At 72.0% G+C, this 26,001-nt stretch carries 18 protein-coding genes; 9 read left to right on the top strand and 9 right to left on the bottom strand.

Annotated elements, in window-relative coordinates:
- Positions 1 to 18 precede the first annotated feature (18 nt).
- Complete coding sequence (locus tag WMF46_RS15875) at positions 19 to 1,464, bottom strand: hypothetical protein (RefSeq protein WP_437986376.1); 1,446 nt, start codon at positions 1,462 to 1,464, stop codon at positions 19 to 21.
- A 236-nt stretch (positions 1,465 to 1,700) separates the two neighbouring features.
- Here WMF46_RS15875 and WMF46_RS15880 point away from each other — a divergent pair, with 236 nt between their 5' ends.
- The 3 genes from WMF46_RS15880 (at position 1,701) to WMF46_RS15890 (ending at position 6,838) form a co-directional block, all read left to right on the top strand.
- Positions 1,701 to 3,407 carry a DUF1592 domain-containing protein gene (locus WMF46_RS15880; protein WP_437986377.1) on the top strand — a complete coding sequence of 569 codons (1,707 nt, stop codon included), beginning with the start codon at positions 1,701 to 1,703 and terminating at the stop codon, positions 3,405 to 3,407.
- Complete coding sequence (locus tag WMF46_RS15885) at positions 3,404 to 4,768, top strand: DUF1552 domain-containing protein (RefSeq protein WP_437986378.1); 1,365 nt, start codon at positions 3,404 to 3,406, stop codon at positions 4,766 to 4,768. Before WMF46_RS15880 ends, WMF46_RS15885 begins: the two co-directional genes overlap by 4 nt.
- A 165-nt stretch (positions 4,769 to 4,933) precedes the next feature.
- Positions 4,934 to 6,838: a L,D-transpeptidase gene (locus WMF46_RS15890; protein ID WP_437986379.1), complete on the top strand. Its 1,905-nt coding sequence runs from the start codon at positions 4,934 to 4,936 to the stop codon at positions 6,836 to 6,838.
- Positions 6,839 to 6,880: 42 nt separating this feature from the next.
- On the opposite strand, the gene WMF46_RS15895 is transcribed toward WMF46_RS15890, so the two are convergent.
- Positions 6,881 to 7,597: a hypothetical protein gene (locus WMF46_RS15895; protein WP_437986380.1), complete on the bottom strand. Its 717-nt coding sequence runs from the start codon at positions 7,595 to 7,597 to the stop codon at positions 6,881 to 6,883.
- A 564-nt stretch (positions 7,598 to 8,161) separates the two neighbouring features.
- Here WMF46_RS15895 and WMF46_RS15900 point away from each other — a divergent pair.
- Complete coding sequence (locus WMF46_RS15900) at positions 8,162 to 11,737, top strand: protein kinase domain-containing protein (RefSeq protein WP_437986381.1); 3,576 nt, start codon at positions 8,162 to 8,164, stop codon at positions 11,735 to 11,737.
- Between the two features lie 11 nt (positions 11,738 to 11,748).
- Here WMF46_RS15900 and WMF46_RS15905 read toward each other — a convergent pair whose 3' ends face one another.
- Entirely contained in the window at positions 11,749 to 13,755 is a 2,007-nt protein-coding gene (locus WMF46_RS15905; protein WP_437986382.1) for a PAS domain S-box protein, read from the bottom strand.
- A gap of 473 nt (positions 13,756 to 14,228) precedes the next feature.
- On the opposite strand from WMF46_RS15905, the gene WMF46_RS15910 reads away from it, so the two are divergent.
- Positions 14,229 to 14,921 carry a hypothetical protein gene (locus WMF46_RS15910; RefSeq protein WP_437986383.1) on the top strand — a complete coding sequence of 231 codons (693 nt, stop codon included), beginning with the start codon at positions 14,229 to 14,231 and terminating at the stop codon, positions 14,919 to 14,921.
- Between the two features lie 126 nt (positions 14,922 to 15,047).
- On the opposite strand, the gene WMF46_RS15915 is transcribed toward WMF46_RS15910, so the two are convergent.
- Complete coding sequence (locus tag WMF46_RS15915; RefSeq protein ID WP_437986384.1) at positions 15,048 to 18,593, bottom strand: protein kinase domain-containing protein; 3,546 nt, start codon at positions 18,591 to 18,593, stop codon at positions 15,048 to 15,050.
- A 156-nt stretch (positions 18,594 to 18,749) separates the two neighbouring features.
- Between WMF46_RS15915 and WMF46_RS15920 the strand changes: the two genes are divergently transcribed.
- The 4 genes from WMF46_RS15920 to WMF46_RS15935 all read left to right on the top strand — a co-directional run bounded on the left by WMF46_RS15920 (position 18,750) and on the right by WMF46_RS15935 (position 21,263).
- Positions 18,750 to 19,001, top strand: a complete 252-nt coding sequence (locus WMF46_RS15920; protein WP_276597196.1) for a MoaD/ThiS family protein — start codon at positions 18,750 to 18,752, stop codon at positions 18,999 to 19,001.
- A 25-nt stretch (positions 19,002 to 19,026) separates the two neighbouring features.
- Positions 19,027 to 20,148: a GTP 3',8-cyclase MoaA gene (moaA, locus tag WMF46_RS15925; protein WP_437986385.1), complete on the top strand. Its 1,122-nt coding sequence runs from the start codon at positions 19,027 to 19,029 to the stop codon at positions 20,146 to 20,148.
- 78 nt (positions 20,149 to 20,226) lie between these two features.
- The gene (gene moaC, locus WMF46_RS15930; protein WP_044964956.1) at positions 20,227 to 20,742 is read left to right on the top strand and encodes a cyclic pyranopterin monophosphate synthase MoaC; all 516 of its coding nucleotides are present in this window, start codon (positions 20,227 to 20,229) and stop codon (positions 20,740 to 20,742) included.
- The gene (locus WMF46_RS15935; protein WP_437986386.1) at positions 20,739 to 21,263 is read left to right on the top strand and encodes a molybdenum cofactor biosynthesis protein MoaE; all 525 of its coding nucleotides are present in this window, start codon (positions 20,739 to 20,741) and stop codon (positions 21,261 to 21,263) included. Before moaC ends, WMF46_RS15935 begins: the two co-directional genes overlap by 4 nt.
- Here WMF46_RS15935 and phoU read toward each other — a convergent pair.
- From phoU to pstS, 5 genes are all read right to left on the bottom strand, one after another.
- Positions 21,260 to 21,985 (bottom strand): phosphate signaling complex protein PhoU, encoded by a 726-nt coding sequence (phoU, locus tag WMF46_RS15940; protein ID WP_044964959.1) that lies wholly within the window; start codon positions 21,983 to 21,985, stop codon positions 21,260 to 21,262. The genes WMF46_RS15935 and phoU overlap by 4 nt on opposite strands.
- A gap of 20 nt (positions 21,986 to 22,005) precedes the next feature.
- The gene (pstB, locus tag WMF46_RS15945; RefSeq protein ID WP_044964962.1) at positions 22,006 to 22,782 is read right to left on the bottom strand and encodes a phosphate ABC transporter ATP-binding protein PstB; all 777 of its coding nucleotides are present in this window, start codon (positions 22,780 to 22,782) and stop codon (positions 22,006 to 22,008) included.
- Positions 22,783 to 22,878: 96 nt separating this feature from the next.
- Positions 22,879 to 23,790, bottom strand: a complete 912-nt coding sequence (gene pstA, locus WMF46_RS15950; protein WP_437552804.1) for a phosphate ABC transporter permease PstA — start codon at positions 23,788 to 23,790, stop codon at positions 22,879 to 22,881.
- Positions 23,787 to 24,770, bottom strand: coding sequence for a phosphate ABC transporter permease subunit PstC (pstC, locus tag WMF46_RS15955; RefSeq protein WP_437552805.1), 984 nt, complete (start codon positions 24,768 to 24,770; stop codon positions 23,787 to 23,789). The genes pstA and pstC overlap by 4 nt, the downstream gene beginning before the upstream one ends.
- 80 nt (positions 24,771 to 24,850) lie before the next feature.
- Complete coding sequence (gene pstS / locus WMF46_RS15960) at positions 24,851 to 25,960, bottom strand: phosphate ABC transporter substrate-binding protein PstS (RefSeq protein ID WP_437986387.1); 1,110 nt, start codon at positions 25,958 to 25,960, stop codon at positions 24,851 to 24,853.
- Positions 25,961 to 26,001: the final 41 nt, after the last annotated feature.

A 26,001-nucleotide genomic window follows, 5' to 3' on the forward strand; every position in this document is an offset into this window, starting at 1 on the left:
GCTACCTCTCTCTCTCGCTCAGTAAATATAGGCTCCGGCGAGCCGCACCCCAAGGTACTGGTCGATCGCCCCGCCGGCGACGTACCGGTCGCCGATTGCGGGCTCGAACGACGAGAAGAACCGCGCGTACTCGACGAGGAGCCGCGCCTCGACGCCGGTCGTGACGGGCACGAGCACCCCGGCCATCGCGCCGATGCCCTGCACGCTCGCGCCCTCGAACCGATCGTAGACCTCGCCCGACGAGAGCGGGAACAGGTATTCGGCGCCGAGCGCCAGCGCGACCGGGCCGACCGGCACCCGCGCGTCGAGGCCGGCCCGGACCAGCGTGTAGGAGACGTTCGGCACCGTGCTGGCCAGGGCCTCCGCCGCTTCGACCTCGAAGGTCAGGAGCCGGAGCCCGGCGGAGATGCCGAGCACGGACGACTCGCCGATCGACAGCCGCTCCCGCAGCCCCAGGTTGATGCGCTGGTAGGTCGTGCTGAGCGGATCGCCCTCGCCCACCGCCGAGTTGAGGCCGGGCGCCATCATGAACCCCGCGGTGATGCCGAGGCCCTTGAGCACCGGGATGTCCGTCGACGCGAGCGGGTACACCTCGCCGGAGATCGACAGCGCGGGCTGACCGAAGACGTCGTAGGGCCGGAGGTTCTGCGTGACCGGATCGGAGTAGTCGAACCAGCGGCCGGCAAACTCGACGCCGGCCTCGATCGAGAAGAGCGCCGAGCGGGGGTCGTGGGGCTTGCGCTTCCCGCCCTTGTCGCCGTCGTCGCCGCCCTTGTCGCCGTCGTCGCTGCTCTTCTCCTCGCCGTCGCCGTCGCCGTCCTTCTCGCCGTCGCCGTCGTCGCCGCCGTCCTTCGGCTGGTCCTCGTCGGCCGCGGCGGCCGCCGGCGCGATCTGCGAGAGCGTCGGGCCGAGCAGCTCTTCCAGCGCCTTCTTGCGGTCGTCCCGCGAGCCGCCCAGCGGCACCGCGCTGTCCACCGCGAGGTCGCCGGCGTTCTCGTCGACGTAGACGAGGTAGACCTCTTTCTTCTTCTTCTTGTTCGTCCGCGAGACGCCGTAGATCACACCCTCGGCCTTCGCGGCCTTGCCCGCCTTGCGGATGCGGTCGATGGCCTTCTTCCGCTGGGCCTTCATCACCAGCGCGTCGCCCACCGGCTTGGTCTGGCCGGCGCTGCGCAGCGACTTCGAGAACGCGTCCTCGTCCACGACCTTCAGCGTCTCCGGGACGAGGGACACGATGTCTTCGCGGATGTCGTCCGCGTTCGGCCCCTCGATGTAGATCGCGATCGACTTCGACCCCTTGGGGGCGGCGAGCGCGATGGGCGAGAGCGCGAACGTCGTGACCGTCGCGGCGGAGAGCCCGAGGAGGATCCTCCCGCAGAGGCTCAAAGAGAGGGACAGCGTTGTGAACCTGGTCGGCTTCCGCGCGGGCCTTTTGCCGGCAGCGGCGTCAAACGAAGCTTGCACGCGGCGAGCCTACAGGCGATGTCCCGGCTGGATCCAGCGTCTTTCGAGGGGCTCAGCGACATTTCGGGTGACGCGCAGTGTCGCTACGAGACTCCGCTACAATCGAACTCGCGGGGCGCGCCGAGCCTCGTCTTCTTGGCGCCTTGACGGGCCCCTGCGACGTGAGAAATGTCGTCGCCCGATGCGCAGCGCCGCATCGCATCGCAGGCCAGCGCGTCCCCCAGGGGAGAGGGCAGATGGATCGGTCAAGAGGACGGCACCGCCGCGCGGCGCGCGGCCCCGGCGGCTCTCTCGGGCTTGCGATCGTCGTGGCGGCGGCCGCCGCCTGCTCCGGCGGGCGCGGCGGCGGGGCCGCGGGGGGAGCGGAAGGCGAGGCGCCGCGCTGCGCGGAGCTCCGGCCGGGCGCGTCGCCGCTCCGGCGGATGACGCGCTTCGAGTACAACAACACGATCCGCGATCTCCTCGGCGACGACAGCGCGCCGGCCGACGCCTTCGTTGTCGAGGAGGAGGCGCTCGGCTTCAACAACCAGGCGGCGGCGCTCGGGGTCACGCAGCTCCTCGCCGAGCAGCTCATGAAGGCCTCCGAGGCGATCGCGGCGCGGGCCGCGAAGGATCTCGGGAAGCTCCTTCCGGGGTGCGACCCGGCGGTGCAGGGGCCCGACGCGTGCGCCGCCGAGCTCATCGAGCGCCTCGGCAAGCGCGCGTTCCGCCGGCCCCTCGCGCCCGCGGAGAGCGAGCGGCTCGCGCGGCTCTTCGCCTTCGGGAACGACGAGCACGGCTTCTCGACCGGCGTCGAGCTCGTGATCCAGGCGCTGCTCCAGTCGCCGCACTTCCTTTACCGCGTCGAGCACGGCATGCCGGATCCGGCCGGCGAGGGCGTGGTGGCGCTCTCGGACCACGAGATCTCCTCGCGGCTCTCGTACCTGCTCTGGAGCTCGATGCCCGACGACGCGCTGTTCGCGGCGGCCGACGCAGGAGAGCTCCGCTCCGCGGAGCGGATCGCCGCGCAGGCCCGCCGCATGCTCGAGGATCCGCGCGCCCGCGCTGCCGTCGCGAACTTCCACGCGCAATGGCTGCAGCTCTCGAACATCGACACCCTCACCAAGGACCCGGCGGTCTACCCCGGCTTCCACGCCGGGCTCCCGGCGCTCCTCCGGGCGGAGACCGAGGCGTTCCTCGATCACGTCGTGTTCGAGGACGGCGCCGGCGACGTGGCGACGCTGCTGACGGCGCCCTACTCGCTGATGAACGCCGAGCTCCGCGCGTTCTACGGGCTGGGCGCCGCGGGCGGCGCGGAGGCGCCCGGCGAGCTCTCGGTCGTGCCGCTCGACCCAGCGCAGCGCGCCGGCTTCCTCACCCACGCCAGCGTGCTCGCGGTGCTCGCGAAGCCGGATCAGTCCTCGCCCGTCCACCGCGGCAAGTTCGTCCGGGAGCGGCTGCTCTGCCAGATTCTGCCGCCGCCGCCGCCCGACGTGGACATCCAGCCTCCGCCGGTGCGGGAAGGGATCCCGACCCGCCGGCAGTTCGAGCAGCACGCGCAGGACCCGGGCTGCGCTGGCTGCCACCGGCTCATGGATCCGATCGGCTTCGGGTTCGAGCGCTACGACGGGATTGGCCTCTACCGCGAGGTCGACCAGGGCGTCCCGGTCGACGCGAGCGGCGAGATCGTGGCGAGCCGGAGTGTCGATGGGCCCTTCGACGGGGCGGTGGAGCTCGCGCACCGCCTCGCGGAGAGCGACGAGGTGCGCCAGTGCGTCGCGACGCAGTGGTTCCGCTTCGGCTACGGCCGCGCCGAGCAGGCGGAGGACGAGTGCAGCATGCGCCAGATCCAGGCGGCGTTCGCCGAGAGCGGGTACAACATCAAGGCGCTGCTCGTGGCGCTGACCCAGACGGACGCGTTCCGCTACCGCCGCGCGGCGCCGGACGCAGGGGGCGCGCCGTGAGCGGCGCCGCACAGCGCCGGGCGTCGAGGGGGCGCCTCGATCGCCGCGCCTTCCTGCGCGGGGCCGGCGGGCTCGCCCTCGCGCTCCCCTTCCTCGACGCCATGGCGGGATCGGCGAGCGCCGTCGATTTCCCGAAGCGCTTCGTCGTCTTCTTCACCGGCCTCGGCACGGTGAAGGAGGCCTGGCAGCCGACCGGGACCGAGACGTCGTTCGAGCTCGGAGAGATCCTCGCGCCGCTCTCTCCCTACCGGGACAAGCTGCTCGTCGTCGAGGGCATCCACATGGAGTCCGCCTACCACGGCCCGGGCGACTCTCACCAGCAGGGCATCGGCCAGGCGCTCACGGGCACGGAGCTCCAGGAGGGGACCCTCTTCCCGTACGCCTGCAACCCGGCCGCGCGGGTCGGCTGGGGCGGGGGCATCTCGGTCGACCAGTTCCTCGCCGCGAGGCTCGGGGATCGCACGAAGCTCTCGTCGCTCGAGCTCGGCGTCCAGGTCCAGTATGCCAACGTCTCGTCGCGCCTCTCCTACCTCGGCCCGGGCCAGCCTGTCCCGCCCGAGGACGATCCGCGCGCGGCGTTCGACCGGCTGTTCCTGGACCTCACCGCCGATCCGGCGGAGCTCGCGCGGCGGCGCGTCCTGCGCCGCCGGGTGCTCGGCGGCGTCATGGAGGACTACGGCGCCCTCGCGCGCGAGCTGGGGGGCGAGGACCGGCGGAAGCTCGAGCAGCACCTCCACGCGCTGAACGACATCGAGCAGCGGCTCGACGTGCCGGCGCTCCTCGGCGGCGCGTGCGCCCTGCCGGCGCTGGGCGAGCCGCTCGACGTCTACGCGAACGACAACTTCCCCGCGATCGGGAGGCTGCAGACCGACCTGCTCGCGATGGCGCTCGCCTGCGATCTCACGCGGGTCGCGTCCATCCAGTGGAGCGCGACCCAGGCGGGCAAGGTGTTCACGTGGCTCGGCCAGTCGGAGACGCACCACGCGCTCTCGCACTCGAACATCGCCGACGCGGACAAGCAGCAGCAGCTCGTCGACATCGGGCGCTGGCAGGCGGAGCAGCTCGCGTACCTGCTCGAGAGGCTCGACGCCGTCCAGGAGGGCACGGGCACGCTCCTCGACAACACGCTCGTCCTCTGGTGCACGGACATCTCGGAGGGGCAGAGCCACTCGCGGCGCGACATGCCGTACGTGATCGCGGGGGGCGCCGGCGGGGCGCTCAGGACTGGAAGATTTTTGCGCTATGCCGGCGATCCCCACAACAACTTGCTCGTCGCGCTCTGCAGCGCGATGGGCGTGGACGTGTCGACGTTCGGCAACCCCGCCTACTGCACGGGGGTGTTGCCGGGCCTCTTGGCCTAGGTGCGCGCGCCGGAAATCCCGCCAGGGCTTGCTGAAGCGCGCAACCAGAGCGGCCGCGAAGCGGGCGCCGGGGTTCGGGGCGGAGCCTCGAGGAACCAGCCCCGGCGTGCGCCGCCGCGTGTTTTGGGCTTTTCGTCGCGCGCCGATTTTGGCAAGTACGCCCGCATGGGCGCCCTGCTGTCCTCCGGGAAGCCTCACGGCGCGCGGCGCGCGGCGCGCCTCGCTCTCTGTCTCGCTCACCTCGCGGCGCTCACGGCGGCGGCGTGCGGCTGTCGCAAGCCCGCGGACGTCCCGGCGGACGCGGGGGCCGCGTCCCCGGCCGGCGACGCGGGCGCCGACGCGGCGCTCACGGCGACCGACGGGCAGACCGCGCCCGCGGAGCTCGCGGCGCCCGCGTGGCCGCCGAGCGACAAGCCGCTGCTCGGCGTGACGGCCTTCGTGGCGACCGTCTACAAGGAGCCGCGCGACACGTCGAAGAAGCTCGGGTACCTGCGCGTCGGCTCCAGGGTGCCCCGCTCCGCTGAGCCCGCCGGCACCGCGGGCTGTCCGGGCGGCTGGTATGCGATCGAGCCCCACGGCTACCTCTGCGTGGGCGAGGAGGCGACGCTCGACCTGAACGACCCGATCCTCAAGGCCGCCGGCCCCGGGCCGAACCTGAGGACCGCGCTCCCGTACCGGTACGCCTTCGTCCGCGCTGTGCTGCCGCTCTACCTGCGCGTCCCCACCGCCGAGGAGCAGCGCAAATCGGAGTTCAAGCTCGACGATCACCTGTCCTGGTTCGAGGAGAACAAGGCGACCGTGCAGCGGGTCATCCTCGGCGCGAACGACGTGGCGATCGACGCGCGCGGCGTGCCGCTTCCTGGCAAGCAGCTCGGCGAGCTCGGCCTGGGGAAGAACTCGCTCGAGCTCGGCGAGGGCGCGCTGCTGGGCGCAGAAGGGGACGGCGACCCGATCCCGTTCTGGCTCGAGGGCGGCAAGCGCCTCATCCGCAACATCAGCGACTTCAAGGTCCCCGACTACGCGGTCTTCGCCGATCGCGCGCGGCGCTTCACCGGGCTGTCGCTGATCGGATCGTTCGCGACCGGACCGGAGTCGCTGAGCCGGCGGTTCGCGATAACGACCGATCTGCGGCTCGCGCCTGCGACGAAGATCAAGCCCGACACCGGCTCTCCCTGGCACGGCGTCGAGCTGACCGATGCGCTCACGCTGCCGCTCGCCTTCGTCCGCGCGCGGGGCGCTCGCGACGTCCAGATCCAGGGCGACAAGGCGACGCCGGGCAAGGAGCTGCCGTTCCGGGACATCGTCCCGCTGACCGGCAGGATGCGCCGGATCGAGGGCGTGAAGTACTACCGCACCCGGGATCAGCGGTACGTGAGCCAGCTGGACGTCGGGCTCGCGGTCGCGCCGTCCGCGTGGCCGGAGGTCGCCGAGAAGGGCGAGAAGTGGATCGAGGTGTCGATCACGCACCAGACGCTGGTCCTCTGGGAGGGCAAGCGCCCGGTCTACGCCACGCTGGTCTCGACCGGCCAGGCCGGGGTGGCCGATCCCAAGACCACGACCGCGACGGTGCGCGGCGTCTTCCGCATCCGCAACAAGCACATCACGGCGACGATGGACTCGAACGAGTCGTCGAGCGTCGGCGGCCGCGCGGAGACGACCGCCGACGCGCCGTCGGCCTCGCGCGGCGCGAAGCCGGACAAGGGCGGCTCGTCGAAGGAGCGCGCCTCGAAGAAGCCCGGCGCGAGCGCGGCGGCGAAGCCCGCGGCGGGCGAGAAGGTGGTCCCCCGGAAGGGCGACGGGGAGTACGGCGTGACGCGGCGCCGCGGCGAGGGGACCTACGCCCTCAAGGACGTGCCGTACATCCAGTACTTCGCGAGCGGCTACGCGCTCCACGCAGCGTACTGGCACGACGTCTTCGGCACGCCGCGCAGCCACGGCTGCATCAACCTGTCGCCCATCGACGCCCACCGGCTGTTCCTGTGGACCGATCCCCCGGTGCCGCCCGGATGGCACGCGCTCAACACAGGCGAAGAGCTGGGCGAAGGGACCACAATCATCGTCCACGAGTAGGTGAGGCGGGCGCTGTTATCGATGAGGGAGAAGAGGGGGCGCTCAGTGCTTCGGCGCGGTGTGGATGAGGTCGATCAGCGCCTCGTCTGCGGAGGCGGCGAGGGCGTCGAGGAGCGCGGCCAGGCGGGCGTGCTGGTCCGGGGTGAACGGGGGCATGCCGAAGCGCGCGCGCACGCCTGAGAGGCGGAGAACGAGGCCGGCGCCGTCCTGGTAGCCGGCGATCCAGGGGCCGCGGGTGAGCTCGTCGCAGATGCGACGGAGCCGCGACTCGAAGGCGGCGCGATCGGCGAGGGCGCCGGCGGGGGAGGGGGCGCGCTGCTGGAAGTGGTGGATCGAGGCGGCGGCCTCCGTCGGGGTGCCGTCGATGGCCTCGAGGCCGGCGCGGAGGTCGTCGAGGAGGGACGCGAGGCCGGTCCTGCGGACGAGCGCGCCGTCGAGGCACATCTCCCAGAGCACGTGGGCGAAGAGCGCGAGCCGCGGCGCGCCGAGCGCGGCGGCGCGCAACGCGGCGGCGAGGCGGCGTTCGCCCTCCACGAAGACGGGGGCGGCGTGGAACCAGCGGTCGGCGGCGACGTGGTGGTCGATGCCGGCCAGGACCTCGGCGAGGCGCGGCGGCGGGGCGGCGGGGCGATCGGGCGCGCGGGAGGGCCTGACGCGCCGGTCGGCCATGCGCCAGAGGTCCGGGAGCATCGCCGCCGCGCCCGCGGCGGCCGAGCCGAGGTCGCGCGCGGCGAGGTGGCGATGAAGCAGGAAGTTCATGCGTTCAGGATGGCGCCGCCGTCCGCGGCGGTCGACGGCGAAGCGATGCGGCGCGCTCTCCCTCGCCCTTCTGAATTCCCGCTGTGGGGCAAGGGATACGGCTGCTTCGGCGACGCTGCGGGCCCGTGAGGGCCTGCAGCGCAGGCCGACCGTGGCAGGCAGGAGCGCCCATGAGCTGCCTGTCCCCGATCCAGGAGACTCGTCTTCGTGCTCGATCCACCGGTACGCGCCGCGTGGTGCGCGTGGCGATGAGAGAAGTGCGAGGAAGGCAGTGCGCCTCGATGAACCGGATCTGCGGTGGTCCGGCGGTCCGAGTTCTGCCGCGGCGCCGCAGCGCTCATGTAGGCAGATCGGCGCCGTCGAGCTCGCATCTCCTGCCTCCGTTACCCGGCCAGCGGAGATGGCTCCATGCCAGTCGCCCGCTGCGGCCGTCATGGCCCCTTTTCCTCCTTGGAGCCGCGAGTTCGGCGGGGCCCCCACGCGCGCCCCGCCTCGCACATCCCCTCGCCCGCGGCCGTTGCTTCTCTTGCTCGGGGTTCGGCGCAACAGGTAGCCTAGGCAACGATGCAGGCCAGCGACCCGTTCGGCTGGGTGGGGTCGATCATCGACGGCCAGTTCGCCGTCGAGGCGCTGGCGGGCGAGGGAGCGTTCGGCGTCGTCTACCGGGCCCGGCACCTCGGCTTCGATTCGCCGGTCGCCGTCAAATGTCTCAAGATCCCCGCGGGTCTAAGCCCTGACCAGCAGGACGGCTTCCTCGCCAAGTTCCGCGAGGAGGCGCGCCTGCTCCACCAGCTCTCCCGCCGGACGATGGGCATCGTCCAGGCGCTCGACATCGGCGCCGCCGCCGCTCCGAAGGGGCCATGGACGCCGTACATCGTCATGGAGTGGCTGGAGGGCGAGACGCTCGAGCAGGATCTCAAGCGCCGCAGCGCCGAGAAGCTCCCGCCGAGGAGCCTCGGCGAGGCGATCCGGCTCCTCGCGCCGGTCGCCTCCGCGCTCGCCGTCGCCCACGACGAGAACGTGTCTCACCGCGACGTCAAGCCGGCCAACCTGTTCCTGCTCGGCGACCGCATGAAGGTGCTCGACTTCGGCCTCGCCAAGGTCTTCTCCGAGACGCCGACGTTCGCAGAGGCGCTCGTCCAGACGGGACGAACGTTCCGCGCCTTCACGCCGCAGTACGGCGCGCCGGAGCAGTTCAGCCCGCGGTTCGGCGCGACAGGGCCCTGGACCGACGTCTACGCGATGGCCCTCATCCTCATCGAGGTCGCGAGCGGTCAGCCCGCCCTCTCGGGCGGCGACGTCATCCAGCTCTTCGTCGCCTCGAGCGACGAGGCGATCCGGCCGAGCTTCCGCACCCGCGGGGTGAACGCGAACGCCGACGTCGAGGCGGTCCTCGGCCGAGCGCTCGCGATCAACCCCTCGCAGCGGTTCCACAACCTCGGCGAGATGTGGGCCGCCCTGGAGGCCGCCCACCGCGCCAGCGTCGTCGTCGTGGCGCGCGACACCCTGCGCGCGCCCGCATTCGGCCAGGGCGACGCGAACGACGACGCGGATGACGGGCTGCTCGACCTCGCCGCCGTCCACCTGCCGCCGCTGCCGCCGCCGCCGGCGCTGTCCGTCCCGCCGCCGTCGCTGCCGCCGTCGTCGACGCCGTGGCGGGCGCCGGACAGCAGCGGGATGAGGGGGAGCGTGAGCTCCGATCGCGGCTCGCCGCGGACCCGGGCCGCGCTGCCGTTCGAGGGCGGTGAGCACCGGGTCTGCACCGTCCTGTTCGCGGATCTGTCCGAGGCGACCGCGCTCTCGTCGCGGCTCGATCCCGAGGACGTCAAGGACGTCGTCGACCGCTGCTATCAGGTGCTCGCGGAGCACGTCGAGCAGATGCACGGGATCGTGGAGCGGCCGATCGGCGGGCGCGTCATGGCGGTCTTCGGCGTCCCTCGCTCGACCGACAGCGACGCCGAGCGAGCGATCGTCGCGGCGCTCGGCGCGCAGGCCGCGATCCCGCGCCTCACGCTGCCGCGCGCCGCGCGCTCGGTCCGCCTCTCGGTGCGGTTCGGGATCGCGACGGGGCGGGCCTTCGTCGGCGTCGGGGGCTCGGCGCGGCAAGATCTCGCCGTCATCGGCGACGCGGTCGACGGCGCGGGGCACCTGCAGCAGCTCGCGCCGCGCGGCGCGATCGTGATCGGCCGCGACACCCGCCGCCTCGTCCTCGGGCGCTTCCTCGTCGAGGCGCTCGACGCGGGCGCGGTCCGGGCGCCGGCGGCGCCGCCGGCGTCCACCGCGCACGGCGCGGCGCCGCCGATCTACCGCGTGCTCGGCGAGGCGCCGCTCCACCACGCGCTCGTACCGCCCGATTTCCATGGGCTCTCGACGCGCCTCGTCGGGCGCGGCGCGGAGATGCAGCGCCTGTGTGATCTCGTCGAGACCGCCTTCCACGAGCGGCGGCCGCGCCTCATCACGCTGGTCGGCGCGCCCGGCGTGGGACGGACGCGGATGCTCGCAGAGCTCTTCGCAGGCCTCCGCGACGGCGGCGCCGCGCCCTCCTCGGAGCGCGGGTACGCGCTGGCGCCGCCCGGGGGGCTGCTCGTCCTGTCGGCGCAGTGCTCGGCGCTCGCGCAGGATTCGAGCTATGGCCTGGCCGGCGCGCTGCTCCGCCGCTGGTTCGGCATCCAGGAGGCCGATCCGGCCCAGGTCATCCTGCGCAAGCTGCGCCGCGGCCTGCGCTGGATCCGGCTGCGCGCCGCGCGCGCCCGCGTCCGCGCCGAGCGGGAGGCCGCCGGCGCGGGGGCCAGGGCCGCTGCGCTCGGGGGCGCGTCGCCCATCGTGACCCGCGCGTCGTCCGTCCCGCTACGAGGGCCGATCAGCTCGACCGTCAGCGGGCGCAGGGGAGCCGGGGCGGCGCGGTACGAGGACGATGACGAGCTCGATCCGTCCCCCTCGCTGTCGAGGCCGACCGGGGGGAGCGACCTCGAGGAGATCCTCGCCCGGCTGGCGGCCATCCTGGGCGCGCGGCCTGCGCCCGCCGGGCTCCTCGAGGCCGCGGCGCGCGGCAGCGTGCTGGCGAGGCGCCGGATCGCCTCCGCGCTCGCGCTGCTCGTCGCCTTCGCGCTCGAGCGGACGCCGATGGTGATCGTGTGCGACGACCTGCAGTGGGCCGACGACGCGACGCTCGACCTCGTCGAGGAGCTCGTGGCGAACGCCGAGGGGCTGCCGCTCTGCATGGTGTGCACCGCGCGCCCCGAGCTCTACGAGCGCCGCCCGGACTGGGGCGTCGGGAAGGAAGCGTACGTCCGCGTCGACGCGTCGCCGCTCGCGCGGCGGCACGCGGAGGAGATGATCCGGGATCGGCTCCGCGGCGCCTCCGCGCTCGACAACGAGCTCGTGCGCGCGATCGCCGAGCGCTCCGAGGGCAACCCGCGAACCCTGGAGGAGACCCTCCACCTCCTCGTGGATGCCGGCGCCATCGAGGCCCAGGACGGCGCGTGGCACGTCCGTCACGACGCGATCGGCGCGCTGAGCCTGCCGCCGGCGGTGCACGGAGTGGTCCAGGCGCGCCTCGACCGCCTGGACGAAGGCGCGCGTGGCCTCCTCGCGCAGGCGGCGGTCGTCGGCCGGACCTTCTGGGAAGGCGCGGTCGAGCGGCTCCGCAACGACGCCCCGCAGGCGCGCTCGCCGATGTCGAGCGAGCGCATCCTCGCGGAGCTCCAGGATCTCGATCCGCCGTTCTCGGTGCGCCACGGGGGCAGCGCGTCCACCGCCGAGCTGCTCGCGCGCCTCTGCGAGCGCCAGCTGATCCGGCTCCGCTCCCCCGCGTCGTTCCCCGGCGAGCGCGAGTACGTGTTCGTGGAGCAGGCGACGTGCGAGGTCGCCTACGAGATGCTGAGCCTCAAGATCCGCCGGCGGATCCACCTGCTCGTCGCCGACTGGATCGAGCACCGCGCGTCGAACGTGGAGGCGCGCGACGAGGGGGCCGCCCTCCTCGCCCACCACTACGAGCGGGGCGGCGATCTGCGGGCGGCCGCGGCGGCGCACGACCGCGCCGCGGCGCACGCCGCCGCGATGGGCGAGGGCGCCGCGGCGCTGCGCCACGCGGCGCGCGCCCGGGAGCTCCACGACGAGCTCGCGGCCGACGACGCGTAGGGAGGCCGCCGCTACAGCGCCTTGCCGCGCGCGCTCGGCAGCCGGGCGCCGGACACGACAAGCGCATGGCGCAGGGCGTCCTCCAGCGCGCCGAAGGTCTCGAGCGTCCGCGCGTCGCTGCCGAGCGTCACGATGGCCTGCGCGACCCCGGGGGAGATCCCGGAGACGAGGCAGCGGCTGCCGAGCAGGCTCGCGGCCCGGGCCACCTGGAACAGGTGGTCGACCGTCGGCGTGTCCACGTCCTCCACGCCGGTCAGATCGAGCACGGCGAAGTGGGCCTGCGTGCGGACGATCTCCCCGAGCAGCTTCTCCATGACGTCCGTGGCCCGGGCGCGGTCGAGCGCGCCGATGATCGGCAGCACGAGGACGCCCTCCCACGCCTGGATGATCGGCGTCGACAGCGCGCGGATCGCCTCCTGCTGCCGGCGAAGGACGCTCGCGGTCCGCTCGCGTTCGGCGTTCTCCGCGGCGAGCATCCGATTCTTGCCTTCCAGCTCCTCGGCGTACACCTCGAGGCGCTCGATCGACTGGCGCAGCTGATCTTCGAGCCGCTTGCGCTCGGTGGTGTCCCGCATCGTCACGGCGACGCCGCCCTGGATCGGCACGATCTGGTGGTGCACCCAGACGCTCGGGCGCGACGCCTGGGCGTTCGACGCGGGCAGGAGGATCTCCTCCTCGATCGGCGCCCCCTTCCGGAGGCAGCGCAGGCACCTCTCCAGGAGGACGCCGGCCTCGACCGAGTGGACGAGCTCCGAGAGGCGCTGACCGAGGAGCTGCTCGCGCGGCATCGACGACAGCATCGTCGCGGCGCGGGCGTTGAGCCCCGTGATCACGAAGTCGGCGATCTCCTCGCTGTCGTCGCGGCGGGAGGCCAGCGTGAGGAACGCGTCCATGCTGGCCTCCACGGCCGCGTGGAAGCGCGCCTCGCTCTCCCGGCGCTGCTCCTCGGCGCGCCGGCGCTCGGTGATGTTCTCCCCCACGATGAGCGCGTTCGTGACCTCGTCCGCCCCCCGGATCGCGCTGACGTGGTTCGCGTACCACGCCCGCCCGCCGTTTACCCCGAGGCCGACCACCTCGTAGCTCGCGCGGCCTCCCTCCCGGAGCACCGTCTGGAGCGCCTCCCTCACCGTGTCGTGGTACTCCGGCGCCGTGAAATCGTAGAGGCTCCGGCCGACGATGCTCTCTTCCCGGACCCCGGGAGACGGCCGGTTCACCGAGACGATGCGCGCGTCCTTGTCGACGACCACCAGGTGGTGCGGGATGCCGTCGTACAGCGCCCGCAGCTTCTCCTCGGACTCACGGAGCGAGATCTCGGCGGTCTTGCGCCGCGTGACGTCGCGGGCGACGAAGTAGACGAGGCCCTCGTCGAGCGCGAGCATCGCGTTCCACTCGAGCCACCGGTACGAGCCGTCCTTGCAGAGGAAACGGTTCTCGTAGGTGATCGTCTGCGCGCCCGTCGAGAACGTGTCTGTCTCCGAGAGGGTGCGCGCCTTGTCCTCGGGGTGGATGAACTCGAGGTAGGGCCGCGCCATCAGCTCCTGGCGGCTGAACCCGAGCGTGCGCTCCCACGAGGGGCTGAGCTCCTTGAACCGTCCGTCGAGCGTCGCGGCGCCGAGCATGTCGACGGCGAGCGCGTAGAGCCGCCGCTGCTCCTTGTCCTCTTCGCGCACGACCGCGCGCAGGATCGGCCCTGCGCGGTCGGGGAGGGCGAGCCGCGCGATCTGCGTGTCGGCCTGGATGAAGTCCCCGCCCGGGCGCCGGTAGAGCCACCGAAACCGCTGCGGCTCGCCCCGGCCCGCCGCGTCGAGCCGCTGCGCGAGGCGTTCGGCGGAAGCCTGTCCGTCGGGCTGCAGGAGCGGCGCGAGGTCCGCGAGCTCCCGTCCGACGAGGCCCTCCGCGGATCCGGCGAGCAGCCGTATCGCCCTCGGGTTGGCGTCGATCACGCGGCCGTTCTCCAGGAGGAGGATCGCGTCTTCGGCCGCCTCGAACGCGGCGCGGTGGAGATCAGGCTGGCTCATCGTGGGCGCCGCAGGGGGTCAGGAGCGCCGTGCCGCCGCGTTGTCCTCTCGATCTCGATCGCCAATCAGCACCTCGAGCGGCCGCCGACACCCCTCTCTGCCGCTGCCGCCAGCGGCGCATTGTGCAGGAAGCCTCGGTGGAGATCGAGGTCCATGAGCCCGCGCGCGGCTCGGCGCGCTGGTTGTCGTCGTCGTCCTCGTCGTCCCGCTCGCTTTCGTCGGCTTCGTCGGCTTCGTCGGCTTCGTCGGTTTCGCCCTTCGTCCGCTCCCTGATCCGGGATCCGTCCCGGTGCAGGCCGCTCGCGCGGCGGCATTCGAGCGCTGTCGCCTTCGTCAATGTTGTCTGCCTGCCACCCGCTGACGACGACCTCTCGCGTGCTGCGGGCGTCGTGGTAGCGTTGGCCTGTATCGCGGGGGGTTTCTTCTGCGCTGCCTTTCGGCAGGCAGCTCTCGCGCGGTGCGAGGGGGGTGCGATGATCTCGGAGGCGTGCGGGCTCTGCGCTTGGCCAGCGAGCCTAGTCGTCGACGACGTGCAGCGGCACAAGGGGGCGCTCCTGGACAAGGCGCTGCAGATGCGCGCGGACAACAACGAGCCGCTCGCGCGCGTGGCCTTCCGGGGCGCGCTCTACTGGCAGCGCTGGCTCCTGACGAAGGAGCCTGGGCTCCACGAGGAGGCTCGGGTCGTCTCGGGGCTCGAGTTCGCCCGAGAGGCTGGCGACTGGAAGGAGGCCGATATGCTCCTTGCCCACGCCGACAGCTCGATCGCCCTCGCCGGTCTGCCGTTCGTCGATCACTGGAAGGCGCTCGTCGTGCAGCACTTGCCGGAGCAGGTGAGCGACGAGCACGAGCTCGAGGAGACGTTCCAGGAGTTCCGGCGGCACCCGAGCGAGGAGGCCGCGGAGAGCGTGCGACGCTGCGCCACGGCCATCGCGCCGCTCGGGTCGCCCGTCCCGGTGCACAGCCTCCTGGCGCGTGTGGCCATGGATCTCGGCCAGACCGAGGAGGCGGAGTTCCACCTCGCCGCGCTCGTCGTCTGCAGGCCGCTCTGGATCCCCTACGTCGTGCAGCTGGCCGAGCACCAGGCGAGGCTCGATCTGCCGCGTGCCCTCCGCACCATCGAGGACGCGCGCCGGCTCTTCGGGCCCGACTTCTGGCTCCCTCTTTGAGCGGGATTCACCCGCTCGGCGACGCATCTTGTGAGAGCGTCGGCTATCGACGGCCTCTGATCCCCTTGGAAAGCTGTCGTGGAGGGGAGTTGCCATGCGCGGGCGCCCCCGTCTCCGGACTCCGCCTCAGGTGTTCTCGAGGGTGCGCATCCAGCCGCTGATCCGCGCCCCCGCCGGCTTGGGCCAGCCCATCCGCGCGAAGCGCTCGAGGAGCTGCGGCGTGTGGTCCCCGGTGCGGCTGTCCTTGAAGGCCGCGCGCGCCGCGTCGAGCTCGCGCGCCGCCTCGTGGAAGCGCCCCTCGTGGTACGCGAGCCAGGCGAGCGTCAGGTGCCGGTGCTGCCGGGGCTCCGCCTCCGCGAGCGCCACCGCCTCGCACGCCATCAGGTGCTCGCGAGCGAGCTCCGCCTCCCCGCGGTGGAGCGCGATCTGCGCGAAGAGCAGCCGCGCCTCCACCAGGCCCCACGGATCCCCGAGCCGCTCGAAGAGCCTGCCGGCGGCGAGCGCGTGCTCCTCGGCGAGCTCCGGCGCGCCCGCGTCGAGGGCCACCATCGAGAGCAGGCGCTCGCACCCGGCCTCGCCGCGGGGGTTCGCGACGTCGCGGAAGCTCTGCCGCGCCGCGAGCGCGCCCGAGCGCGCCGCCTCGAAGTTGCCGACGCGGTGGTCCGCGTGCGACAGCGCGAGGTCGCACTGCGCCAGCCCGAGCCGGTAGCCGATGGCGTCGAAGTCGGCGTGCGCGGTCGTGAGCAGCGCGCGCGCCGCGTCCGAGGTCGCCCCGGCCTGCTCGACCATGCTCTGCAGCAGCAGGCACTGCGCCCGGCCGAGCCGATCGCCGACCTCCATGAACCGCGACGCCCCGGACGCGAGCACCGCCCGCGCCCGCGCGTGCTCGCCGAGCAGGTAGTCGATCTCGCCGAGCAGCACCTCGCACTGCGCCTGCCCGTGGCCGTGGCCGATCTCGTCGAAGATCGCGTGCGCCCGCGCGACGAGCCGCCGGCCCTGCGCCTCCGCGCCGAGGTCCGACGCGATGTGCCCGAGCAGGCGCAGGCAGTGCGCCTGGTTCTCGCGGTCGCCGGCTTGCTCGAAGATGCGCCGCGCGTCCTCCGCGTCGCGCCGCGCCTCGTCGAGCCTCCCCGCCAGCCGCAGCGCCTCGGCGCGGAAGCGCAGCTGCGTCCCGAGGCGCGTCCCCGTCAGCACGGGCCGCGCGTCCACGCCGCCCCGGAGGCCCGGGCGCGAGTCGCTCCCCCCGGGCAGCTTGCCGTCGAGCACGGCGAGATCGCGGAGCGTCGCCGCGATGTCGCGCGAGCTCTGCCAGTGCGCCGCCACGTGCGCGTGCATGAGCGCCGCGGCCTCGTCGGTGTCGCCGGCGCGCAGGAGGCTGACGACCCGGTGCCGGAGGATGCGGCGGCTCGACGCGGCCGGGTGCGCCCCGAGCGCGTCGGCGGCGGCGCGGAACACGCGGGCCGCGTCCGGCTCGAGGAAGAGCTGCGAGAGGAGGTGCTCCTGGAGCAGCGCGTGCGGCCAGCGCAGGCGATCGCCCACGGCGAGGAGGATCTGGGCGCGCTGCATGGACGCGATCGCCCGGTCCGCCGAGATGTCGAGCGAGGTGAGCAGCGCGCGCAGGATCTCGCGCCGGATGTCGCCGCCGAGCGCGGCGGCGGCGCGCGCGCCGGTGCGGAGCTCCTCGGGCAGCGCCGCGAGGCGCTCTTCCCAGAGGTCGGCGGTCGTCGCCGCCTGCACGGCCATCGACGCCCTCGGCACGAAGTACTTGCCCGCGCGGAGCTGGAGGTGCCCGCCGCCCGCCCACGCGTGCAGCAGCTGCAGCGCGAAGAGCGGGTTCCCCTTGCTGCGGGCCGTCGCCGCCTCGGCCGCCGCGTCGTCGAGCGGCAGCGTCTCCCGGAGCAGCGCGTGCGTCTGCGTGGGGTTCAGCGGGGCGACGTCGAGCCGCTCCCCGACGTAGGCCGCGAGCGCCCCCTCGATGCGCCTCGCCGCCACCGGATCGCACTCGACCGCCTCGCTCCTGACGGTCGCCACGACGAGCAGGCCCAGGTTCGGCGCGTCGCGGTGGAGCGTGAGGAGCCCCTCGAACGTCGTCGACGAGGCGTAGTGCAGGTCGTCGAGCCAGAGCAGCACCGGCCTGTCCCGGCCGATCCTCTCCAGCGTCTTGCGGATGATCAGCCAGCGGAGCTCGGGGCGATCCAGGCGGAAGCGCTTCCCCGTCGGGCCGACCGCCTCGCTCCCCGGGGGCGACGGCTTGATCCACTCGGCGGTCGCCGCGACCCACGTCTTGCCGACCTCGTCCTCCGGCGGGACCTCCCAGAGGTTCATCAGCACCTTCTCGACGATCTCGCGCTCGGCCCGCTCCAGCCGGTAGTGCTGGGTCACCGCGCCGAGCACGCCGTCGAGCGGCGCCGCGATGCGCCGGTAGCGCGCGCGGAGCGGCACCATGAGCGCCCGCTCGTGGACCTCCTCGCAGAGCCACTCGGCCAGCCGGCTCTTGCCGACGCCGGCCTCGCCCGCGAGCAGGACGAACCGGTGCATCGCCTTCGGCGCGTCGACCATCTCGGCCACGACCTCCATGAGCCGCGCCCGCTCCCCGGTCCGCGCGACGAACGGGCTCGGCCGGAGCGCGAGCAGCCCGGTGGTCGTCACGGACGGCGGCGGGTCGTCGTCTGGGGGCTCGATGAGCTCGGGCGTGAGCAGCTCCTTGCGGCTCGGGGGCAGACGGCCGCTCGTCAAGAGCGCGATCGGCAGCGGCGTCGCGGTCACGTTCGCGTTGTTGCGCGGCTCGAACCGCTTCCACACCCGCCGCGCGTCGCCCGCGAAGTCGAAGCGGTGCCAGGGCCGCTTCGCGAGCAGCCGCTTCGCGAACTTCGCGACGTCGCCCGGCACCGGTGGGGGGAGCGGCAGGTCCGGGATCGACGCGCTCCGGTGCTGCTGGAGGAGCTCGTCGTTGTTGCCGTCGTAGACCTCGCCGCCGGCGAGCAGGGCGTAGAGGATGCAGCCGAGCGCGTAGAGGTCCGTCGGCGGTCCGACGTGGGGCGCCGCGAAGCGGATCTGCTCGGGCGCCATCCAGCCCGGGGTGCCCGCGCCCCAGCGCACCGTGGGTTCGCTCTCCCTGGAGCCGTCGAGCCGGTGATCGACCCGGTCCTGGATGAGCCAGGCCAGCCCGAGGTCGAGCACGTGCACGAGCGGCGGCTCGCCCCCGTGCTGCAGATCGACGAGGACGTTGGAGGGCTTCAGGTCCCCGTGGATCACGCCGCGCGCGTGCGCGTGCGCCAGCGCGCCGAGCACCTGGTCGATGACGCTCCAGATGATCGGCCAGGGCAGCGGGTCCTCGAGCCGCGCGAGGTAGAGCCACTCGTGGAGCGATCGACCTGGGACGGCGTCCATCACGAGGTACGGCGTCCCGTTGCTGAGCGCCCCGAAGTCGCGGGCCTTGACGAGCGCCGGATGGGAGAGCCCGGCGAGCGCCCGGGCTTCCTCCTGGAACCACCAGGCGTCCTCGGGGCGGGCCGCCGCGCCTGGCCGGTCGAGCAGCTTCACGGCCACGCGCTCGTCGATCACGAGATCGCGGCAGAGATAGACGACCCCCATGCCGCCGCGGCCCAGCTCTCGGCGGACCTGATAGCGACCGGCCAGGATCGTGCCCGGTAAAAAGCCTTCTTCCGACATGACGGTGAGCCGCCCGATGATAGCCGTGCCGGCCGGGCCCGGTAGACTCGAATCTCGCCAGGCGGAAGGCGCCAGGCGCCAGGCGCCAGGGCGGCCCGAGGTCGCTTGGCGGCAGTTCGTCGTGTCGGGTCCGCGGAGCGATGCTAGGTTGCGGTGATGGATGCAGCGGTACGCGTGCTTGCATTCGCTGGCGCGAGGGATGTGCTGGGTACCGGAGAAGTGGCGCTGCCGCTGGCTGGTCCCTGCACCGCAGCGGAGCTCCTGGAGCACGTCTGTGCTCGTTATCCGGGGCTCGGCCCCTACAAGGGATCCATCCGGGTGGCGGTGAACGGCGTCTATGCGACGCCGAGCGATCCTGTAGGTTTCGGTGACGAGGTCGCGCTGATCCCGCCGGTGGCGGGCGGCTAGCGGGAGGACCCGAGAGGGACGCGCCATGCCTTCTTCTATCGGCGGCCTCGATCCTGCGCGCAGTGCGGGCGACGCATCGGCTCAGCGGCGGCGATCGCTGCCGCTCATCGGCGGCGGAGACGCTGGCCGACGCGCGGCCGTGATCCCCTACCGCGACGGCGCCGGCCAGGCAGCTGGCGAGCACGCGGGGCCCGCGCCGCGGAGCGTGCGCATCTCGGTCACGGATCGGTGCGACTTCGCGTGTACCTACTGCCGCCCGTCGCGGCATGACGGCTATGCCGACGGCAAGCTCATGACGGCCGCCTGGCGCACCATGTTCGAGGCGCTGCGCGACGCCGGCGTCCGGCGGGTGCGCCTGACCGGCGGCGAGCCGCTGCTCCACCCCGAGATCGTGTCGATCATCGAGTGCCTCGCCGCGCTCGGCTTCGAGGATCTGGCCCTCACGACGAACGCGTCGCAGCTCGCGCGGCTCGCCGGGGCGCTGCGCGCCGCCGGGCTGCATCGGCTGAACGTCTCGATCGACACCCTCGATCCCGGGCGCTTCGGCGAGATGACCCGGGGCGGCGAGCTCGCCCGGGTGCTCGACGGCATCGACGCCGCGATCGCGGCGGGCTTCTCGCCGATCAAGCTGAACACGGTGGTCCTCCGCGGCGTGAACGACGACGAGATCGAGCGGCTCGCGCTGTGGGCCTGGGAGCGCCGGATGGTGCCGCGCTTCCTCGAGGTGATGCCGATCGCCGAGGGCGCTCGGCTCGTCGGCAAGCACCTCGTCACCGCGGCCGAGATGAGGGCGCGCCTTGCCGAGCACCTCCTCCCGGAGGAGGCGGCCGCCGAGCCCGGCCTCGGCCCGGCCAGGTACGTCCGCGCTCGCCGCGACCCGTCGCTCCGCGTGGGCTTCATCACGGGCACCAGCGACACGTTCTGCGAGAGCTGTGATCGCCTGCGCGTCTCCTCGACGGGCGTGCTCCGGCCGTGCCTCGCCACCGACGATGGCGTCGACGCCTCGCGCGAGGCGAAGAGCGGCGATCGAGCGGCGATCCGCCTGCGCCTGGACGAGGCGTGGCGCCTCAAGCCGGACGGCAAGGTCTGGAAGGGCTGCACCGAAGAGACCGCCTCCACGGTGTCGATCCGCGCGATCGGCGGCTGACGGAGCGGGCGGATCCGAGCGGGGCCGGATCACGTTCGGCTTCCGGTCCTCACGGCTGTCGTGTCAGATTCCGGGGCGATGCCGCGAACCCCTGATCGACCCGGCGAGGGCGAAGCGCTCTCGACTCACCTCTCTCCGAGCGGCGAGGCCCGCATGGTGCCTGTCGAAGGCAAGCCCGTCACGCACCGACGCGCTGTCGCGTCCGGCGCCGTCATGATGCGCCCCGAGACCATCGCCCGGGTCGCGCGGGACGACGCCCCGAAGGGCGACGTGCTGGCCGCCGCGCGGATCGCCGGGATCATGGCGGCGAAGCGCACGCCGGAGCTCATCCCGCTCTGCCACGGCATCGCGCTCACCCACGTCTCGGTCTCGCTCGACGTGGACGAGCCCTCCGCGACGATCCGGGTGACTGCCGCCGCGGAGGCGGTGGATCGCACAGGGGTCGAGATGGAAGCCATGGTCGCGGTGAGCGCCGCGTGCTTGACCATCTACGACATGCTCAAGGGAATCGATCGCGAGATGGTGATCTCGGACATCAAGCTCCTCGAGAAGAGCGGGGGCCGCTCCGGCCATTTCCAGCGGAGCGCGCCGTGAGCCGGATCCGCGCCGAGCCGCTCGGTCTCGACGAGCTCATCGCCGCCGTGTCTCACCCTGGCGCGGGCGGCATCGCCACGTTCCTGGGCGTGGTGCGCGACGTCAACGAGGGCCGTTCGGTCACGCTGCTGGAGTACGAGGCCTACGGGACGATGGCCGAGGCCGAGCTCGAGCGGATCCTGTCGGAGCTCGCCGCAGAGATCCCTGGCGTGCGCGTCGCCGCGACGCACCGGGTGGGCGCGCTCCACGTCGGCGATGTCGCCGTCGCCTGCGCCGCGAGCGCGCCGCACCGGGGAGAGGCGTTCCGCGGGTGCCGCCTGCTCATCGACCGCATCAAGGAGCGCCTGCCGATCTGGAAGCGTGAGCACGGGCCGGACGGCCCCTACTGGGTCGGATGGGAGGACGCCCGCTGCGCCGGCGAGCATGGGCACGAGGCGCATCACGGGCACGCGCACGCGCACGGCGACGAGGAGCCCCACGGCCACGGTGGGACGGCGCCTCCGGCCAGCGCTGGCGCCTAGCGCAGGCGAAGCCCGGCCGGCGGAGGCGAGGAGAGCGGGTCGTTCTCCTTCAGGCGGTTGTGGTGCCGGATGTCCGTCCCCTTGACGAGGAAGACGACCGACTCGGCGATGTTCATCGCGTGATCGGCGATGCGCTCCAGGTACTTGGCGATCGACTGGATGCGTGTGGCCCTGTACACCGTGCTCGGGTCGCGGCTCATGACGAGGAGCACCTCCTGGAAGATGCGGGCGTAGTGCTCGTCGATCACGTCATCGCGCGTGAGCAGCTGGTTCGCTCGCTCGCAGTCGCGGGCGACCAGCGCGTCCAGCGCCTCGTGCACCACCTCGATCGCCTCGTCCGCGAGGCCTTGCAGATCCGCCACCGGCGCGAGCGGCGGCTCCTCGTTGAGCTCCTGCACGCGCTCGCAGACGTTCACCACGAGGTCGCCGACCCGCTCCAGATCGGTGACGATCTTGAGCGCCGTGGTGACGAAGCGCAGGTCGGACGCGACGGGCTGGCGCGTCGCGAGGATCCTCATACAGAGCTCGTCGACCTCGCACTCGAGGCGGTTGATCCGGCGATCGAGCCGGATCGTCGCCTTGGCGAGGCCCGTGTCGCGCGTCGTGAGCGCGGTCGAGCCTTTCTGGATCATCTCCTCGACGAGGCTGCCCATGAGCAGCAGCTTCTCGCGAAGCGTGCGTAGCTCGTGCTCGTAGACCTTGCTCGTGTGCGACGTCGGCATGACTCTATCCCCCGCTTCCATCAGCCGAACTTCCCGGTGACGTAGTCTTCCGTCTTGCTCTCCTTGGGGTTGGTGAAGATCGTCTGGGTCCTGTCGAACTCCACCAAGTCCCCCATGTAGAAGAAGGCGGTATAGTCAGAGCACCGCGCGGCCTGCTGCATGTTGTGTGTTACGAGCACGCAAGTATATCGCTCTTTCAGCTCGTCGATGAGCTCCTCGACGCGCGCGGTCGCGATGGGATCGAGCGCCGAGCACGGCTCGTCGAGCAGGATCACCTCCGGCTCCACCGCGAGGACGCGGGCGATGCAGAGCCGCTGCTGCTGGCCGCCCGAGAGGGATAGCCCGGACTGATCGAGCTTGTCCTTCACCTCGTCCCAGAGCGCCACCTGGCGCAGGCACTTCTCGACGAGGCCTGTGGGATCCTTGACGGAGATGCCGTTCAGCTTGTGTCCGGCGAGGACGTTCTCGCGGATGGACATCGTTGGAAACGGGTTGGGTTTCTGGAACACCATGCCGACGCGGCGCCGCAGCCTTACCGGGTCGACGGCTTTGTCATAGATGTTCACGCCGTCGATCATGACGGAGCCCTTCGCCGAGGCCCCGGGCACCTGCTCGTGCATCCGGTTGAGACAGCGCAGGAACGTCGACTTCCCGCACCCGGACGGGCCGATGACCGCTGTGACCTGGCCGTCGGGGATGTTCAGCGTGATGTCGTGGATGGCGTGGAACTTGTGAAAATAGGCGTTGAGCCGGGTGACGCTGATCTTGGCTGGCGGCGCCTCGTCCTCAGGCTCCATGGAGCGGCTGTCGATGCCAACGGTGTCGAGCCCGCTGCGGCGTTCCCCGGACCGTACTTTGTGGTGCAGTGAGTCAAACGAGCTCATCGAGTGCCTTTAGCGCGCCTTGACGCTCCGCGACGTGACGATGCGCGCGAGCAGGTTGAGGAGGAAGACGATGACGATCAGCACGAGGGCGCCTGTCCACGCCTCCTGCTGCCACTTCGGGTAGGGCGAAGTAGCGTTCCGCCAGATCTGCACCGGCAGCGAGGCGATGGGGCGGTCGATGGCGAAGCTCCAGTACGATGAGCCGAGCGCGGTGAGGAGCACCGGCGCGGTCTCGCCGGCGATGCGGGCCACGGCGAGCATCACGCCGGTGCCGATCCCGGGCGAGGCCGTCCGGAGCACGACGAGGAGGCTCGTGCGCCACTCCGGCACGCCGAGGGCGAGCGACGCCTCGCGGAGGTGGGCGGGCACGAGCTTGAGCAGCTCCTCCGTCGTGCGGGTCACCGTCGGGAGCATCACGATCGCGAGCGCGATGCCGCCCGCGAGCGCCGAGAAGCGCTTCATCGTGACCACCACGAGGGCGTAGACGAACACGCCGATGGTGATCGAAGGGACGCCGCCGAGCACGTCGGCGATGAACCGGATGGCGGCAGCGAGCTTGCCGCGCCCGATCTCGGCCAGGTAGATGCCGGCGAGGATGCCCGTCGGCAACCCGATGCCGCAGCCGATGGCGACGAGGATGAGCGTGCCGACGACCGCGTTGCCCATGCCGCTCCGCTCGTCGCCGACGGGCTTCGGCAGCTGGGTGAAGAAGTCGAGGGACAGCCCGCCAAGGCCCTTGCTGACGACGTAGATGAAGATCAGGAACAGCGGGACCAGGACGACGACGGCGCTCGACACGCAGAGCCCTTCGAAGAAGTAGCTGCGTACGCGGCGCAGCGTCTCGCCGGGCGCGGGCTCGAGCAGCGTGCGCCGGGGGGCGCTCGTGGGGCTCGCCACGGGGACAGGGGTGTCGCTGTTCATGCGCGCTTCTCCAGCTTGCTCTTGGTCGAGCTCACGAGCCACCGGGCGAAGAGGTTGAGGAGGAGGGCGACCCCGAAGAGGAGCAGCGCGATCTTGGACAGCGCCGACACGTACATGTCGCTTGTCGCCTCGACGAACTCGTTGGCGATGACGCTCGCCATCGAATAGCCGGGGTGGAAGATCGACGCGCTCACCTTCGGGACGTTGCCGATCATCATCGTGACCGCCATCGTCTCGCCGAGGGCCCGGTTCAGCCCGAGGATGATGGCCCCGATGATGCCCGAGCGCGCCGAGGGGAGGACCGCGTAGCGGATCGTGTCCCACGCGCACGCGCCGAGGCCGACCGCCGCCTCGCGGTGCAGCTGGGGCACCGCCTGCATCACCTCCCGCGACACCGACGTGATCGTCGGGACGATCATGATGGCGAGGATGACGCCCGCGGCGAACATGCCGAAGCCGAGCGGCGGACCCTCGAAGAGGGGGATGTAGCCGAAGTACTTGATGATGACCGGCTCGACGGTGTCCCGGAGCCAGGGGCGGAGCACGGCGATGCCCCAGAAGCCGTAGACGACGCTCGGGATCGCCGCGAGGAGCTCGACCATGAACCCGAGCGGCTTGCGGATCCGGTGGGGGGCCAGATCCGACAGGAAGATCGCGAGACCGAGCGAGACGGGGACAGCGAGCACGATGGCGATCAGCGAGGTGACGACCGTGCCGTACACGAACGGGAGCGCGCCGAACTCCTCGCGCGCAGGGTCCCACACGCTCCCGCCGAGGAACCCCAGCCCGAACTTGTCGATGGCGAGCCGCGACGATCGGATGAGCTCCAGCACCATCAGCGCTGGTACCGCGAGCACCGTGAGGCCGAACATCGTCAGGATGGCGCGGAACGCTCGATCGGCTCCTCGCGCGCCATGTGGCGCATCGCTGTGTGGCGCGGGCGAGGCGGCTTGTTGCATCGGGACTTCTACGGTGCTCATGGACCTATCCTGCGCTCCTGCGCGCACGCCAGCCGCGCACGGCGGGGCGCCGTTCGCGCGGCTGGCGCGCATTCCTGGGGTCATGGGGCGAGCAGGGGCTTGCCGTCAGGGCCGACCAGCGCGGCGAGCTTCTTGTTGACCTTCTCGACCACAGCCGCGGGCAGCGGGGCGTAATGGAGGTCGTTCGTGAACTTCTGGCCGTCTTGCATCGCCCACTTGACGAAGCTGCCGAGCACCTTGCCCTTCGGGAGGTCCTTCTGCTCCTGGTACACGAGCAGGTACGTGAAGCCGGCGATGGGATATGCGTCCTCGCCCTCGGCATCCACGAGCGAGATCCGGAGGTCGTCCGGCATCTTTGCGGCGGCGCCGGCGCCCGCGGCGGTCGTGCTCTCCAGCGACGGGGTGATGAACTTCCCGCTCTTGTTCTTGAGCGAGGCGAACGTGAGCTTGTTCTGCATCGCGTACGCGAGCTCGATGTAGCCGATCGAGGCGGGCGTGCTCGTGATCAGGGCGGAGACGCCGTCGTTGCCCTTGGCGCCGAGGCCGCCAGGCCAGTTGACGCTCGTCCCGGTCCCAGGTCCGCTCTTCCACTCCGGGCTGACCGCGCTCAGGTAGTCGACGAAGATCTTGGTCGTTCCGCTGCCGTCCGAGCGGTGGACCGTCGCGATCTCCTTGTCGGGGAGCTTCACGTCCGGGTTCTCCTTCTGGAGGGCCGGGTCGTTCCACTTCTTGATCTTGCCCAGGAAGATGTGCGCGGCCGCCTCCGGCGTGAGCTTCAGGCCAGACGGGACACCCTCGAGGTTGTAGGTCAGCACGACCGCGCCCAGGCACGTCGGCAGGTGAAGGATGCCGGCGGCCTTCCCGAGCTGCTCCTCGTTCATCGGGGCATCGGTGGCGCCGAAGTCGACGGTCCGCTCGGTGATCTGCCGGATCCCACCGCCGGAGCCGATGGACTGGTAGTTGATCTTGACCTTGGAATTGGCCTTCTGGAACTCAGCGATCCACTTCGTGTACAGGGGGTACGGGAACGTCGCGCCCGCGCCCGTCAAGGTGATGTCCCCGTCAGCGGTCGGCTGCGGCGCGGTGTCCTTCTTCGCGCCGGGGAGCGAGCCGGTTTCTTGGGGGGCATCGGAGCGACCGCACGCCGCGGTCAGGAGGAACATCGCCAGGGTGAGCAGAATTCGAGCCATGCACAGCAAGGCGTAATCGAGGTTTGTGACAGCTCGGTGAC

The sequence above is a fragment of the Sorangium sp. So ce117 genome, from assembly GCF_051524395.1.
GTDB classification, from domain to species: domain Bacteria; phylum Myxococcota_A; class Polyangia; order Polyangiales; family Polyangiaceae; genus Sorangium; species Sorangium cellulosum_B.